The following is a 14,462-nucleotide window of genomic DNA, read 5'->3' on the forward strand; positions in this document are numbered from 1 at the left end:
AATCGTTCTTGTTTTAATGTGAAAAGTTGGATTACAACGGAATATTACCATGCTTCTTAGACGGGTTGACCAGTTTTTTAGTCTGCAACTGTTGTAAAGCGCGGATAACACGGAAACGTGTGTTGCGTGGTTCAATCACGTCATCAATGTAACCATATTTGGCTGCATTGTAAGGATTGGCAAACAGTTTAGTGTATTCTGCTTCTTTTTCAGCAAGGAATTGCGCCGGATTTTCCTGATCCTTAGCTTCGCGTGCATACAGTACTTCTACTGCTCCTGCACCACCCATTACTGCGATTTCAGCTGTCGGCCATGCATAGTTCATATCACCACGAAGTTGCTTACAGCTCATCACGATGTGAGAACCACCGTAAGACTTACGCAATGTGATAGTTACTTTAGGTACAGTAGCTTCGCCGTAAGCATACAGCAACTTAGCACCATGAAGGATAACGCCGTTGTATTCCTGTCCTGTTCCCGGAAGGAATCCCGGAACGTCTACCAATGATACGATAGGAATATTGAATGCGTCGCAGAAACGAACGAAACGTGCACCCTTACGAGATGCGTTGCTATCGAGCACACCTGCCAGGTATTTAGGCTGGTTGGCAACGATACCTACGGACTGTCCGTTGAAACGTGCGAAACCGATGATGATATTCTTGGCATAGTCTTTTTGGATTTCCAGGAATTCGCCATTGTCAACAATAGCGCCGATTACTTCGTACATATCGTATGGTTTAGTCGGGCTATCAGGAATAATATCATTCAAAGAATCTTCCAAACGGTCGATTGGGTCTACACAATCTACATAAGGAGCTTCTTCAAGATTATTTTGAGGAATGAAGCTCAACAGATTACGAATCAGCGCGAAACCTTCTTCTTCTGTTTTAGCAGTGAAATGAGTGACACCCGATTTGGTAGAGTGAACGCTTGCACCACCAAGATTTTCCTGGCTAACGTCTTCACCTGTTACAGTCTTTACAACTTTCGGTCCGGTAAGGAACATATAAGAAGTACCTTCCATCATCAATGTGAAGTCCGTCAAAGCCGGAGAGTAAACAGCACCACCGGCACAAGGACCGAAGATACCTGAAATCTGCGGAATAACACCGGAAGCAAGGATATTGCGTTGGAAAATTTCTGCATAACCTGCCAAGGCATTGATACCTTCCTGGATACGTGCGCCACCCGAGTCGTTGATACCGATACATGGAGCACCCATCTTCATGGCCTGATCCATAATTTTACAGATCTTCAGTGACATAGTCTCTGATAGTGAACCGGCAGAAACAGTGAAGTCCTGTGCAAAAACATAAATCAGACGTCCTTCGATAGTACCGCAACCGGTTACTACGCCATCACCCGGATAATGTTTTTTCTCCATGCCGAAGTTCGTGCATCTATGCTCAACGAACATATCCATTTCTTCGAAGCTACCTTCATCCAGCAACATAGCCAAACGCTCGCGTGCTGTGTATTTCCCTTTTTCATGTTGCTTCGCAATTGCTTTTTCGCCGCCCCCGAGACGTGCTACGGCACGGCGTTCAATAAGCTCTTTAATTTTTTCAAGTTGATTACTCATGAGTTCTTGTTAGTTTTAGAGTTTATGATTAATGTTCGCAGAGTTCTGTCAGCACGCCAAGTGTTGATTTCGGATGAAGGAAAGCGATGCTCAAACCTTCAGCGCCTTTGCGTGGAGCTTTGTCGATAAGGCGGATTTCTTTGCTTTCAGCTTCAGCCAAAGCATTAGCTACGCCATCTTCAACAGCAAATGCAACGTGATGAACACCTGCACCTTTGTTTTCAATAAATTTGGCAATGGTACTCTCAGGGCAAGTCGGCTCCAACAGTTCGATTTTTGTTTCGCCTACTTTTAAGAAAGCGGTTCTTACTTTTTGATCTTCCACTGTTTCAATGTTGTAACACTTCAGACCTAATACATTTTCGTAGTAAGGAAGGGCTTCTTCGATGCTTTTTACAGCGATGCCCAGATGTTCAATGTGTGAAATCTTCATAACTATACTTTTATTATTTGGTTTTAATTATGTGCTTATATGGCATAAAACAGCACAAAGAAAGACAATTCTTACCTAATAAAGAAATATTTCAGCATTTAATTGTTGGGTTATAAAGCATAAAAAATGGTAGGGAAGTAGCACAAGAAGTCGTTTTGTAATCTTGAGATTACATTTAGACATAAAATTTGACTAGAAGTTTGTTCAGCCAAGTCCAACTGACGCGGAACCAACGGCGCGTGCTACTCTGCTTTCCACCGAAGCGAAGCACGAAATCACGATAACCATGTTTGCGGAACGGAAGTCCTACATCCATAAATTCCATATGGCGGAATCCGTTTTGGTGAGCGTCTTCCAGGGCTTTCCAAACGGCGAGTACACCCGGATATTGCATCGCATAGGTCTTTCTCATTCCCCCTGAAAACCAAAGGTATGCGTTTTCATCGGAATAGATGCAGACGGATCCTCCGATAATTTTCTCCTTATATTTGACGATGAATATTTTTGCCTGTTTTCCTTTGATAAACATACTGTTCATATGCCGGAAGAAATCATTGGCAGGGAAGTACCTGCGTATGCGGGATGAATATACTTTGTGCAGCATCCGTGAGAAATCACGTATTTCTTCTACCGTATGTGCTTCTTCTACTCTTGCTCCGCTATTAAGTCCTTTTTTTATCTGACGGATACGTGACGGACTGAATCGATCTTCAGTCTTTTTCATACTGTGTAGTGAATTTCGCACCCGTAACCAATTGACCGGAAAGTAATCATTGCTTCGGAAGAACTTGTAACCGAACATGGCATTATTCAGATTACGGAACTCAATAAGAAAACAGGTACGCGATGCTTCCTGGGTAAGATGCTCAAGCATCTCGCCGAAAACTTCTTCCGCCTTTTCTTTATTAGTGTTGAGCGTTTCATCCAAAGCTTCGCCTTCACTATATACCACGCAATGCTTCACCAAAGAGGATGGAAGCCATCTCTTTGCCTTACGGATAGCGGCAAGTAAGCGTGCTATCGGTTTGCCATCTTCTGTCGCTATTATTAATAAAGGTGTATACCCCGGAGTTGCTTCATAAATCTGAAACAGCTCTTTGGAATGGAATGTATTCTTTCCTGATAAATCAGGAATATCCTTTCCTTTATAATATGTTGTTAGTTTAAGTGGCATCTAGGTACAAATTTACACTTTTTATTCTTCATTCAACAATAAAACAGAGAATTTGTTGGGGTTGCTTAAAGTAATGGATATAGTATCTTTGTTTTTTATTTGGAAAAAATGTATATAAAAAGAGAAAAACGGTATGAAAAGTGAGTACGTTAGTTAATTATAATCGTCTTTAATATGATTATAATCAAATAGTTTTTGCAAAACAACGAGAATTAATATTAACTTTAAATTGGAACGAATGAGATATAATGCATTTGTTGAAACATGGAAGACACATCATAGACGCGTTTCCATGATTTTAGGGCTATCTTTATTGTCTGCCCCTCTATCTTACTCTGTTTATGCAGAAGATGGAGTTTCTAATACTATGGTGCAAGTTGTAACACAAACAAAAACAGTGAAAGGAAATATCATTGATGAAAGTGGAGAGCCACTTATCGGTGTTTCTATTGTTGTGAAGGGAACAAGCACAGGTACAATTACCGATTTTGACGGTAATTTCTCTATCAATCTTCCGGCGGGGAAAAAAGAATTGGTAATTTCTTATATCGGGTATAAAGAACAGACGGTGACTGTGACTGGGAATGGACTTGTGAATGTGAAAATGATTTCGGATACACAGGCGTTGGATGAAGTGGTGGTGATTGGTTATGGTGCTGTAAAAAAACGAGATTTGACAGGAGCAGTTACATCTGTGAAAGGAGATGAAATTAAGATGGCTCCTGTTTCTAATGCAATGGAAGCGTTACAAGGAAAAGTGGCTGGTTTGGATATTTCTCGTACGGATGGGCGTGCAGGTGCTGAGCCTACTGTATTATTACGTGGTAATCGTTCTTTGAATGCCAATTGCGAGCCTTTATATATTGTTGACGGTATTCCTGGAAGCATTTCTGTATTAAATCCCAATGATATTCAATCCATTGAGGTATTGAAAGATGCATCTTCTACTGCAATTTATGGTTCTGCCGGTGCAAATGGGGTTGTGATAATCACTACAAAGCAAGCAGACAAAGGAAAGGTTCAAGTAGACTTTGATGCCTATTTTGGCGTGAATACTTCTCCGTCTTATCCGAAGGCTTACAGCGGTCAGGAATGGCTGGATTATTTGGAAGCTGGTTATTATGGGGCTAATGGACAACAGTCAGCATCTCGTGATGAGTTGTTAACTGCATATAGTTTAAGCCCGGAACAGTTGAATCCATATATTGATGCAGGTAAATGGATTGACTGGGTTGACGAGGCTTTGCATACAGGAACACAAGAAAACTATAATGTTTCTGTTCGTGGTGGAAATGAAAAGATACAAGGATATTTTTCTCTGGGCTATAATAAAGAGAAAGGGATATATAAGAAGGATCAAAATGAGCTTATCACAATGCGGGCCGGAACTACCGTACAACTCGCTTCATGGGTTAAAGCCGGAGTACAGTCTACATTGAGCTGGAGAGATAGGGATTCGCGTGGTAGCCGCCTTAATAAGACATTTGATACTCTTCCTTTAGGGGATGTATATAATGAAGACGGAACAATAAAGACAAAACCTATTGATGGCAATTCAACAGTCAGTTTGATTGCGGATGATGTTGATGGAGTATTTGTGAATAATAACAAGACGCTTCGCGTAACGGTTAATCCGTTTGTGGAATTAAATCCAATAAAGGGATTGTCTGTAAAATCTTTGTTGAGCGGTAATTTCAATATAGGTCGTACCGGAACTTTCCAGAATGAGAATACTTATATGAGCCTGACCGGTAGTGATAAGAATGAGAAGAGGGCAGCATATAATACGAGTATGTATTATAATTATCGTTGGCAAAATATCGTAACTTATAATTTTAAAGTAAAACAAGACCACGATTTCACAGTGACAGGTATCAGTGAGTGGAGTAAGTCGCGTACGGAAACATCCGGTGCGAATAGTGCCGGTTTTAATGTGGACAATTATTTATTCTTCAATTTAGGTTCGGGTACTACACAGTCTGTAGCGTCTTCATACAAAGAAACAATGATGATGTCCTACGCTGCTCGTTTGAACTATTCTTATAAGGGACGTTATTTGATAACCTTGTCTAATCGTTGGGATGGTGCTTCACAATTATCTAATAAATGGTGTGCTTTCCCGGCTGCTGCCGCTGCATGGCGCATTAGTGATGAAGCCTTTATGTCGGGAACGCAAAACTGGTTAAGTAATTTGAAATTGAGAGCTGGTTGGGGAATTACGGGTAATGCTAATATCGACCCTTACGTTACTGTAACAAAAGCAACGTCTCCGGATGTGAAAATGGATTTGGGAACAGGTAGCCTTCCTTTGAGTATAATGACACAATCATGGGGTAATAAAGATTTGACATGGGAAAAATCTTATAACACTAATATAGGCTTGGACCTGGCTTTGTTCAATGGACGCATAGATTTGGCTGTGGATTATTACTATACAAATACCAAGGACGTTCTTTATGCACGTCCGCTGCCTGTATCCTTAGGCTCTTTTGATGCGAAGAAATCTTTCACCATGATGTCTAATATTGCGTCTATTAATAATAAAGGATTAGAAGTTAGCTTATCTACCCGAAATATTGAAACAAAAGATTTCAGATGGAACTCTAATTTGACATTTGCTACAAATAAAGAAAAACTGAAAAGTATAGATTTAGGTAGTTCTACGTCTGTTGATGAATTGATTGCGTTGAATTTATTCCTTGATCATCCGGCTAAAGGAACATTATATGGCTATAAGTATGCAGGGATTTGGCAAGAAGATGAAGCTGAAATCGCCGCATTATTTAATCGTAAACCCGGTCAGGTAAAGCTGGATTCTCCGCGTGTCATGCAGGATGAGAATGGCTATTATTACATGGACGAAGGTGTGCGTAAAGATATTACGGCATCTTCTAAATATAGTTATTCTGCAAAAGATAAGACTGTGTTAGGCGACAATAACCCGGACTTTTCAATCGGGTTCCAGAATAGCTTTTATTGGAAGAACTTTGATTTGGCTATATTAGCTAATATGCGTTGGGGGCAAATGGTAAATTCTCCGGTTCTTGGCTACTTTAAATATGGTAAGAAGGTGAATCTGCCGGATATTTACGACTATTGGATTCCTACCAATACAGGAGCACATTATCCACAACCTGATATTACAGGTAGTACAAGCGACGTGGCTTTGGAAAGCTTGTCCATAGTTGATGCTTCTTATATTAAAATTAAGAATATAACTTTGGGATATACATTACCAATGAAGATATGCAATAAAGTAGGGATTCAAAAGCTACGTGTTTATGGAACAGTAACGAATCCGTTTATTTTTGCAAAGAGTGATTTGTTGAAAAAGGTAGATCCGGAGACGGGTGGTAGTGATTCCTATCCGCTGTATAAGCAATTTGTGTTTGGTGTCAATTTATCATTCTAATTATTAAAGGGAAACAACAATGAAAAAAAGTATATATAAATTAGTCTTAGTGCTTTGTTGCTCTGCAGGATTATTAACGGCTTGTTCGCTGGAGGAATATGATCCAAGTACGGAGACATTGGAAAAAGCCTATTCCTATCCTGAAGGATATAAATCATTGATAAATTCATGCTATATGAATTTATACTACATTTATGGAAAAATAGATGGTATCGGTCCTTTGGAAATGGGATGCGATTTATGGATTAATTCTACTAATGCTGAAAGTACTTATAGTGCATATCAGGATTTGAATACTTCTGTAGGTTCGCTAAAAACGATTTGGCAATCTCTTTACGCAACGGTAAACCTGTGTAATACGGCTATTACTTTGGTTGATAAAGTGAAAGATTTGACTGATGAGCAAAAGAACCAACTGGTAGCTGAAGCATATTTTCTGCGTGGATGGGCATATTTCCATTTAGTTGAACAATTTGGTGGTGTCGTGTTGACAGAAAAAGGTTCTGCGATAGATGCGGTGGTGGACAATTCTCCGAAGCGGAGTGAGGAAACTGCATTTTATGATTTGATAATTAAGGATCTGCAGTTCTCTTGTACAAATCTGCCTATCACTCAGAATGATCGTGGACGGGCATCTCGTAAAGCTGCATATGCCATGTTGGCTAAAGCTTGTTTGCAACGTACCCGTTTGGGAGATAAACAAACATATGCGAAGATGGCTTTAGATGCCGCTCAAGAACTGATTAATAATCCGTCGGAATACAATTGTTCCCTTTACACCAGCGATGATAATGAATCAGGCTTTGCTAAATTGTGGAAAGATGAGAACAATAAGAATAATTCGGAATTTCTTTTTGTAGAAGCTATTGATGCCTCTACTAATTATGCAAATCCGGAAGGTACTAACCGGGGACGTACCAGGCAGTATTATTTAATGGATTTAAAGGGAGTAGGTTCAGCATGGGGTACACAAGAAAGTGATACATGGTTGGGACGTGCTAATGCCAGGTCGTTTAAACCAACTAAATATTTAATGACTGGCGTATTCGATCCTAGTGAAAATACACCGGATACACGTTATGCAAATACGTTCATTTATAAATATTACAATGCTTCCTGGGGAGATAAAAAGATAACGCAATCCATGATTAATGCTTATGGGAAAGATCCGTCGTTACTTGATCATGTTATTTTGAATACGGCAGCAGTTCCTTCTCCAAATACGAATATTAGAAATAGTTGGAAATCTGCAGCCATTAATATGGAAGATGATAAAGGACTTTCTGTCTTTACTCCCAATTGGACGATTGCTAAAACGGAAAAAGCGCTAATACCATGTTTGGTGGCAGATCCTTCGGATATGTTTAATGCAGACGGTACATGGACGGAAGACACACAGATGAAAGAAGTGTATCCTTCTATGTCTAAATATTCAGGCTGGACTTATTGCTACGATAGACAATGCTGGATGGGAGATTTTGCTATTATCCGTTTAGGTGAAGTGTATCTGATAGCTGCTGAAGCTGCATTACTTTATAACCAGGATAAGGCGACTGCATTAAGTTATGTGAATGACATTCGTAAACGTGCTGCATTAAAAGGGCGTGAGAATGAAATGCTGGCAAATGAGTCGGACATGACAGTAGAATATATTTTGGAAGAAAGAGCTCGTGAATTGGCAGGTGAACATTTGCGTTGGTATGATTTGAAACGTACAGGCAACTTGACTAAGGCATATCTTGCGAGAACGAATCCGGATATCACCTTGTTTGATGAAACCAAGCATTTTGTTCGTCCTATTCCGGTATCATTCTTGAATGCTATAGCAAATCCGGATGAATTCGGAACGAATGGGTATTAGTACTCTTACAGATTAAATTTTAATTTGGAGAGGGATATATCGTGATGATATGTCCCTCTTTTTCATATTTTCTTTATCTTTGTATTATCAAACAGGACTTTATAAATTAAGCGGAAATATGATTGAAGAAATTTTAGCTTACAACAAGCACTTTGTAGAGAAGAAGGGATATGAAGAGTATATTACGAACAAGTATCCCGACAAGAAAATAGCTATTCTTTCCTGTATGGACACCCGGCTGACTGCTTTGCTGCCGGCCGCGTTGGGTATAAAGAATGGCGATGTAAAAATGATAAAGAATGCGGGAGGGGTTATTTCCCATCCTTTCGGTAGTGTGGTTCGTAGTCTGCTCGTTGCTATTTTTGAACTTGGCGTAGAGGAGATTATGGTGATAGCCCATTCTGATTGCGGAGCCTGCCATATGCATAGTGAAGATATGGTCGAGAAAATGAAGGCGAGAGGGATAAACCCCGAATATATCGACATGATGAGTTTCTGCGGAGTGGACTTCCATGCATGGTTGGATGGTTTTGAAGATACTGAAAAGTCGGTGAGGGGAACAGTCGATTCTATTGTACGCCATCCTTTGATACCTTCGGATGTGAAAGTTTACGGATTTATTATTGATTCTACTACAGGAGAGTTGACGAGAGTAGTATAAGTAATCCCTTTGGAAAAGGACAAAAAATAAGGCAGCTCTTTGTTAGCTGCCTTTATCTTTTTGCGGTTATATACTTTCTTTGACTGGTGCACCCGTTTATGACAAATAGGGTGTCCGTACATCTCGATTTCAGCCTCCCGGCTTGCCTTACGATTCGCTTTAATGTAATCGTCCTGCGTAATTCGCTTTTTCATATCATCATATTATTTGTCAGTGCAAAGATACTATTTTATTTTCGATTACGCCCGTTTTGCACTATCTTTGCAATTATTAATCAAATGAAACCCGGAAACAATATGGAAAATTTCAGTGAATTGATAAAGAACCGTCGTAGTATGCGCAAGTTTACCAATGAAGAGCTGACACAGGACGAAGTTGTTACGTTGATGAAAGCAGCCTTGATGTCCCCCTCTTCCAAGCGCAGTAACAGTTGGCAATTTGTAGTAGTCGATGATAAAGAAATGTTGAAAGAACTGTCTCATTGCAAAGAACAGGCTTCTTCCTTCATTGCCGATGCCGCTTTGGCGATTGTCGTAATGGCTGACCCGCTGGCGAGTGATGTTTGGATTGAAGATGCTGCTATCGCTTCCATTATGATACAGTTGCAGGCAGAAGACCTCGGACTGGGAAGCTGCTGGGTACAGGTACGCGAACGTTTCACTGCTACCGGAATGCCTTCCGACGAATTTGTGCATGGCATACTGGATATACCTTTGCAACTTCAGATTCTTTCCGTCATAGCTATCGGGCACAAAGCAATGGAACGCAAACCCTTCAACGAAGAACATCTTCAGTGGGAGAAAATTCATATTAACAAGTTCGGAGGAAAATAACGATGGGAGCTGCCAAAGCAAATAATAGCAAAGATACCTACATGGCTACTGCCGTTACCTTTATGGTAATCGGAGCATTATATCTGATTGATAAACTGATTCATTTTTCTTCCATCGGCCTGCCTTGGGTGATGAATAAGGATAATATGTTGCTGTATGCTTCTATCTGTTTCCTTATTTTCAAACGCGACAAATCCATAGGCTTCGTATTGCTGGGACTTTGGCTAGTAATGAACATCGGTTTGGTAATGTCATTGCTGGGCTCGCTTTCAGGATATTTGCTGCCGTTGACATTACTCATCATCGGAATTATTTTATTTTGGATTGCAAAACGGTAAAGAAACGATGAATAGAAGTATAGAAGATACCCCGATTGTGTTTATCGGTGCCGGAAACCTGGCTACCAACCTGGCAAAAGCACTTTATCATAAAGGCTTCCGTATCGTGCAAGTGTATAGCCGGACTGAGGAATCCGCCCGCACCTTAGCCGAACAAGTGGAAGCGGAATATACAACCGACTTACAAGAAATCTCCAAAGAAGCCCAATTATATATCGTATCCCTGAAAGATGCCGCTTTTGTGGAACTACTGCCCCAAATAACAGAAGGCAAACAAAACGCCCTGTTAGTACATACGGCAGGAAGCATCCCGATGAGTATTTGGGAAGGACACGCGGAACGTTACGGAGTATTCTATCCGATGCAGACATTCAGCAAACAACGTGAAGTCGATTTCCGGGAGATACCATTCTTTATAGAAGCCAAAAGACCGGAAGACGTGGAACTTCTGAAAGCCATTGCCGCCACTCTCTCCGAGAATGTCTATGAAGCTACTTCCGAACAACGCAAGAGCCTTCACCTTGCAGCAGTCTTTATCTGTAACTTCACCAATCATATGTATGCTTTAGCGGCAGATTTGCTTGAAAAATATAATCTGCCTTTTGATGTCATGCTTCCGCTGATTGATGAAACAGCGCGTAAGGTGCACGAACTGGCACCCCGCGAAGCACAAACCGGTCCGGCTGTGCGTTATGACGAAAATGTGATAAGCAATCATCTTGCTATGCTGGCAGACTCGCCGGCATTACAGGAAATCTATAAATTAATGAGCAAAAGTATTCATGAGCACCATCAATTATGATTTATCCCGTATCAAAGCGTTAGCTTTTGATGTCGATGGAGTATTGAGTTCCACCACAGTTCCGCTGCATCCTTCCGGTGAGCCGATGCGCACTGTGAATATCAAGGATGGATATGCCATCCAGCTTGCAGTGAAAAAAGGACTTCATATCGCCATCATCACCGGCGGACGGACAGAAGCGGTACGCATCCGTTTTGAAGGCTTGGGAGTGAAGGACTTATATATGGGCTCTGCGGTGAAGATACATGATTACCGTGCTTTCCGTGACAAATACGGATTGGCTGACGATGAGATATTATATATGGGAGATGACGTGCCTGATATTGAAGTGATGCGGGAATGCGGACTTCCCTGTTGCCCGAAAGATGCTGTGCCGGAAGTAAAATCCGTAGCGAAATACATCTCTTATGCAGACGGTGGCTGTGGCTGCGGACGTGATGTCGTAGAGCAAGTCTTGAAAGCACATGGCCTATGGATGGCGCAAGATGCTTTCGGTTGGTGAGAACAATCAGTGACCTCAATAAAAAGTATTTTCAATCGTAAATCGTAAATAGTAAATCGTCAAATCGTAAATAGAATAATGCTTGATAATCTAAAGAAATACCAGGTCATACTGGCTTCCAATTCACCCCGCCGAAAAGAACTAATGTCAGGTTTGGGAGTAGACTATGTAGTCAGGACATTGCCCGATGTCGATGAATCGTATCCCGATACATTGGTTGGTGCAGAAATCCCTGAATTTATCGCCCGTGAGAAAGCTGATGCTTATCGCGCTATGATGAAACCGGGAGAATTATTAGTAACGGCTGATACTATCGTTTGGCTGAATGGAAAAGTTCTCGGCAAGCCGGAGGGCAGGGAAGGGGCTGTTGAAATGCTTCGCACTCTTTCGGGAAAATCCCATCAGGTATTTACGGGTGTCTGCCTGACAACTACCGAATGGCAAAAGAGCTTTACCGCTTCTTCCGATGTACTGTTCGATGTCTTGTCCGAAGATGAAATCCAGTACTATGTTGACCGTTACCAACCTATGGATAAGGCGGGAGCCTATGGCGTTCAGGAATGGATTGGTTATATCGGTGTCAAGTCTATTTCAGGCAGCTTCTATAATATAATGGGACTCCCCATACAGAAGCTGTACGGGGAGTTAAAGAAATTATAATAAGTCCAACATCAAAGGAATATCCTCTTCTCGAATACCTTGTTTGAGAAGGGGTTCTTCGTCTTTATGGAACATTTCAAGGAATCGTTCCCGACTTCCACAAGCTGTTATCGCTTTTCCGTAGAAAACAGCAGCCTTCTGTATATCTCCCATCACCCATGCAACGTGTCCGGCATTCATATAGTCGATAGCCAATGGCTTTTGCTCGATGATTTTCTCGTAATACTTCATGGCCTGCTCGTATTTCAGGCTGATAAATGAACACCATCCGATGCCGCGCCATGCCTTTACACAATTACTTTCGATGAAATCCAATTTGAAGAAATAATTCAGTGCTTCTTCATATTGTCCCATTTCAGCCAGGCAGCTACCGATATGGAATGTGACATTTACATCTTCCGGAGCAACTTCTTCCACCTTCTTGTAATAAGTAAGGGCAGCCTGATAATTTCTGTTTAAGCGATAGCAAATAGCCAAATGACGGTTGTTCCAAATATTATCCGGCTTCACTGTATCCGCTTTCAGATAGGCTTGAATAGCTTCTCCGTATTTCTTCCTCTTTTGCAGTGCATATCCAAATTTCTGATAATAATCCGCACTGTCACCTTCGAAACCACCGATAGCTTCCAGTTCTTCAAAAATCTCGATAGCCTCGTCCCACCGTTCCTTCGATAAATAGAAGTCTGCAATAGGAAATAATACATCTTCCCAATACAACACATTGTCGAGTGCGGGAATGTGATGAAGGTCGAGCTTCTCTTTAAAAATATCCCTAAACTCATTACGGCGTACACTAAGTTTGAAGAAACGGTAAAGGTCGTGCAGATACTGGTTGCTAACCGTTCCCGGACGCTCATTGAACCGCTTCATTGTCTCAGCATTCGATTTCTCGGCCAATTCAGCCACCTGCTGTTCATTCAGTTGACTCAACATCATGTCCTGCTGCACCTGCGGCAACTGATGAATAGTGAAAAACAACGAATACTTATCACTATTACTGAAAAATCCCGATTGAAGAATCAAATCCAATAAACTGCTACCTTCATTTCCCGCCTGTTTCAGCGATTTAAGCACATTAGACTGCTGCTTGCTGAACGGATAAAACCAATTATGTACTTCGCGGAAGAACGGATAACTCTTCAAAGCGGCAAACGTACTCATATATACATCGGCACCTTCCAGTTGAAGCTCGTTCATTTCACGCAATTTATCTCCCAAGCCCGACTTCTCGAAAGCATCTTCCCAATCCGGGTTCTTATCGTCATTCTCCTCGTCATTCTCCTCAAAGCCGAACCGCATATTCTTCATCGAAGAAACATTCTTCAGCATTTCGGGAATAATCTCTTCCCGCATCTTTTTGTCAATCTTCTCCGTCTCCTGACACAGCAACATCTGACGATAAATGCGTGCAACGTCCTCCCTGAACGAAGGAATCTCCTCCATAAGATCCACCCGCTTGATAAGTTCCGGATAGAAAGTAAGCCGGTTTCTGTAAATGTGGAAGATAATCAATGTGCCTACCAATGCCCGTTGATTAACGTTAACATTCGGGTGACGGTATGCATCAAGCAGCCACATGATTTTCCGCAAGTCGAAACACTCCATCAAACTCAATGTGACAGCACTGACGAACAAGCATAAATCATCTCCCGGAAGTAATTCCGACGCGAGCATGGCCTGTGCATCCTCTTCATCCTGTGGATTCCATGCACTGTTTGTCCATGTTCGTATGAACATAAATTTGAGTGTATCCTCATGCCGTTTCAGGACTTCGTCCATTTTTTCGGCAGAAAGCAATCCGCTGACTGCCAAGTCGTCATTAAATGACTCCAATATATGCAGTATCGTTTTAATGCCGTAGCCCGATAAGTCTGGCGTTACGGGAGTGCGGCGTACCTCGTGATAATATCTCGAGGATGCGTTATCCAGCATAAGTAATCGTGACTGGTCGGCAATTCCCCACGTATCCGCTACCATTTTCTGATACAGATTCCAGCGTTCCGGGTCGTTTGCTCCCTGTCTCATATAGTCCAGCATATACTTGTATGAGGTCTGCAATTGCTCCAGGCGTGTACGTAAATCCCAGTCAGGACATTGCCACAACAAGGATTCCAGTTGCATCAAAGCCTCCTTGAGTCTTTTATCTTCAAGTAAAGTACGTATATATGCGTATTGTTCATTAATCGTTTTTTCGTTCATTG

The 14,462-nt window shown here is 41.4% G+C and carries 13 protein-coding genes; 8 read left to right on the top strand and 5 right to left on the bottom strand.

Annotated elements, in window-relative coordinates:
* Positions 1-31: 31 nt before the first annotated feature.
* From HC965_RS00750 to HC965_RS00760, 3 genes are all read right to left on the bottom strand, one after another.
* On the bottom strand, positions 32-1,585 hold the full coding sequence (locus tag HC965_RS00750; RefSeq protein WP_191029634.1) for an acyl-CoA carboxylase subunit beta: 1,554 nt from the start codon (positions 1,583-1,585) through the stop codon (positions 32-34).
* Positions 1,586-1,613: 28 nt separating this feature from the next.
* Positions 1,614-2,018, bottom strand: a complete 405-nt coding sequence (mce, locus tag HC965_RS00755; protein ID WP_008999807.1) for a methylmalonyl-CoA epimerase — start codon at positions 2,016-2,018, stop codon at positions 1,614-1,616.
* A 175-nt stretch (positions 2,019-2,193) separates the two neighbouring features.
* A complete protein-coding gene (locus HC965_RS00760) occupies positions 2,194-3,192 on the bottom strand; it encodes a GNAT family N-acetyltransferase (RefSeq protein WP_191029635.1) in 999 nt (332 codons plus the stop codon).
* Between the two features lie 292 nt (positions 3,193-3,484).
* On the opposite strand from HC965_RS00760, the gene HC965_RS00765 reads away from it, so the two are divergent.
* The 3 genes from HC965_RS00765 (at position 3,485) to HC965_RS00775 (ending at position 9,126) form a co-directional block, all read left to right on the top strand.
* Positions 3,485-6,604 (top strand): TonB-dependent receptor, encoded by a 3,120-nt coding sequence (locus HC965_RS00765; protein WP_223854623.1) that lies wholly within the window; start codon positions 3,485-3,487, stop codon positions 6,602-6,604.
* A 19-nt stretch (positions 6,605-6,623) separates the two neighbouring features.
* Entirely contained in the window at positions 6,624-8,465 is a 1,842-nt protein-coding gene (locus HC965_RS00770; RefSeq protein ID WP_191029637.1) for a RagB/SusD family nutrient uptake outer membrane protein, read from the top strand.
* Positions 8,466-8,583: 118 nt separating this feature from the next.
* Positions 8,584-9,126, top strand: a complete 543-nt coding sequence (locus tag HC965_RS00775; RefSeq protein WP_191029638.1) for a carbonic anhydrase — start codon at positions 8,584-8,586, stop codon at positions 9,124-9,126.
* Here the strand turns inward: HC965_RS00775 and HC965_RS00780 are convergent.
* Complete coding sequence (locus tag HC965_RS00780; protein WP_191029639.1) at positions 9,075-9,320, bottom strand: hypothetical protein; 246 nt, start codon at positions 9,318-9,320, stop codon at positions 9,075-9,077. The two genes, HC965_RS00775 and HC965_RS00780, sit on opposite strands and share 52 nt — an antisense overlap.
* A gap of 102 nt (positions 9,321-9,422) precedes the next feature.
* Between HC965_RS00780 and HC965_RS00785 the strand changes: the two genes are divergently transcribed.
* From HC965_RS00785 to HC965_RS00805, 5 genes are all read left to right on the top strand, one after another.
* Positions 9,423-9,959, top strand: a complete 537-nt coding sequence (locus tag HC965_RS00785; RefSeq protein WP_191029640.1) for a nitroreductase family protein — start codon at positions 9,423-9,425, stop codon at positions 9,957-9,959.
* Positions 9,960-9,961: 2 nt separating this feature from the next.
* Positions 9,962-10,297: a hypothetical protein gene (locus tag HC965_RS00790; protein WP_022137506.1), complete on the top strand. Its 336-nt coding sequence runs from the start codon at positions 9,962-9,964 to the stop codon at positions 10,295-10,297.
* A gap of 7 nt (positions 10,298-10,304) precedes the next feature.
* Positions 10,305-11,099, top strand: a complete 795-nt coding sequence (locus HC965_RS00795; RefSeq protein WP_191029641.1) for a Rossmann-like and DUF2520 domain-containing protein — start codon at positions 10,305-10,307, stop codon at positions 11,097-11,099.
* Complete coding sequence (locus HC965_RS00800; RefSeq protein WP_044656069.1) at positions 11,080-11,601, top strand: HAD family hydrolase; 522 nt, start codon at positions 11,080-11,082, stop codon at positions 11,599-11,601. Before HC965_RS00795 ends, HC965_RS00800 begins: the two co-directional genes overlap by 20 nt.
* A 78-nt stretch (positions 11,602-11,679) precedes the next feature.
* Complete coding sequence (locus tag HC965_RS00805; RefSeq protein ID WP_191029642.1) at positions 11,680-12,261, top strand: Maf-like protein; 582 nt, start codon at positions 11,680-11,682, stop codon at positions 12,259-12,261.
* Here HC965_RS00805 and HC965_RS00810 read toward each other — a convergent pair.
* Positions 12,256-14,460 carry a tetratricopeptide repeat protein gene (locus HC965_RS00810; protein WP_191029643.1) on the bottom strand — a complete coding sequence of 735 codons (2,205 nt, stop codon included), beginning with the start codon at positions 14,458-14,460 and terminating at the stop codon, positions 12,256-12,258. The genes HC965_RS00805 and HC965_RS00810 overlap by 6 nt on opposite strands.
* Between the last annotated feature and the right edge of the window lie 2 nt (positions 14,461-14,462).

Origin of the sequence: Bacteroides sp. GM023, from assembly GCF_014750685.1 — a bacterium.
GTDB lineage: Bacteria > Bacteroidota > Bacteroidia > Bacteroidales > Bacteroidaceae > Bacteroides.

Excerpts from the sequence above, each read along its gene's own strand:
- HC965_RS00765 (WP_223854623.1), top strand. The coding sequence starts at position 3,485 with ATGATTTTAGGGCTATCTTTATTGTCTGCCCCTCTATCTTACTCTGTT.
- HC965_RS00795 (WP_191029641.1), top strand. The coding sequence starts at position 10,305 with ATGAATAGAAGTATAGAAGATACCCCGATTGTGTTTATCGGTGCCGGA.
- HC965_RS00770 (WP_191029637.1), top strand. The coding sequence starts at position 6,624 with ATGAAAAAAAGTATATATAAATTAGTCTTAGTGCTTTGTTGCTCTGCA.
- HC965_RS00805 (WP_191029642.1), top strand. The coding sequence starts at position 11,680 with ATGCTTGATAATCTAAAGAAATACCAGGTCATACTGGCTTCCAATTCA.
- HC965_RS00790 (WP_022137506.1), top strand. The coding sequence starts at position 9,962 with ATGGGAGCTGCCAAAGCAAATAATAGCAAAGATACCTACATGGCTACT.
- HC965_RS00775 (WP_191029638.1), top strand. The coding sequence starts at position 8,584 with ATGATTGAAGAAATTTTAGCTTACAACAAGCACTTTGTAGAGAAGAAG.
- mce (WP_008999807.1), bottom strand. The coding sequence starts at position 2,018 with ATGAAGATTTCACACATTGAACATCTGGGCATCGCTGTAAAAAGCATC.
- HC965_RS00800 (WP_044656069.1), top strand. The coding sequence starts at position 11,080 with ATGAGCACCATCAATTATGATTTATCCCGTATCAAAGCGTTAGCTTTT.
- HC965_RS00785 (WP_191029640.1), top strand. The coding sequence starts at position 9,423 with ATGGAAAATTTCAGTGAATTGATAAAGAACCGTCGTAGTATGCGCAAG.
- HC965_RS00780 (WP_191029639.1), bottom strand. The coding sequence starts at position 9,320 with ATGAAAAAGCGAATTACGCAGGACGATTACATTAAAGCGAATCGTAAG.
- HC965_RS00810 (WP_191029643.1), bottom strand. The coding sequence starts at position 14,460 with ATGAACGAAAAAACGATTAATGAACAATACGCATATATACGTACTTTA.
- HC965_RS00750 (WP_191029634.1), bottom strand. The coding sequence starts at position 1,585 with ATGAGTAATCAACTTGAAAAAATTAAAGAGCTTATTGAACGCCGTGCC.
- HC965_RS00760 (WP_191029635.1), bottom strand. The coding sequence starts at position 3,192 with ATGCCACTTAAACTAACAACATATTATAAAGGAAAGGATATTCCTGAT.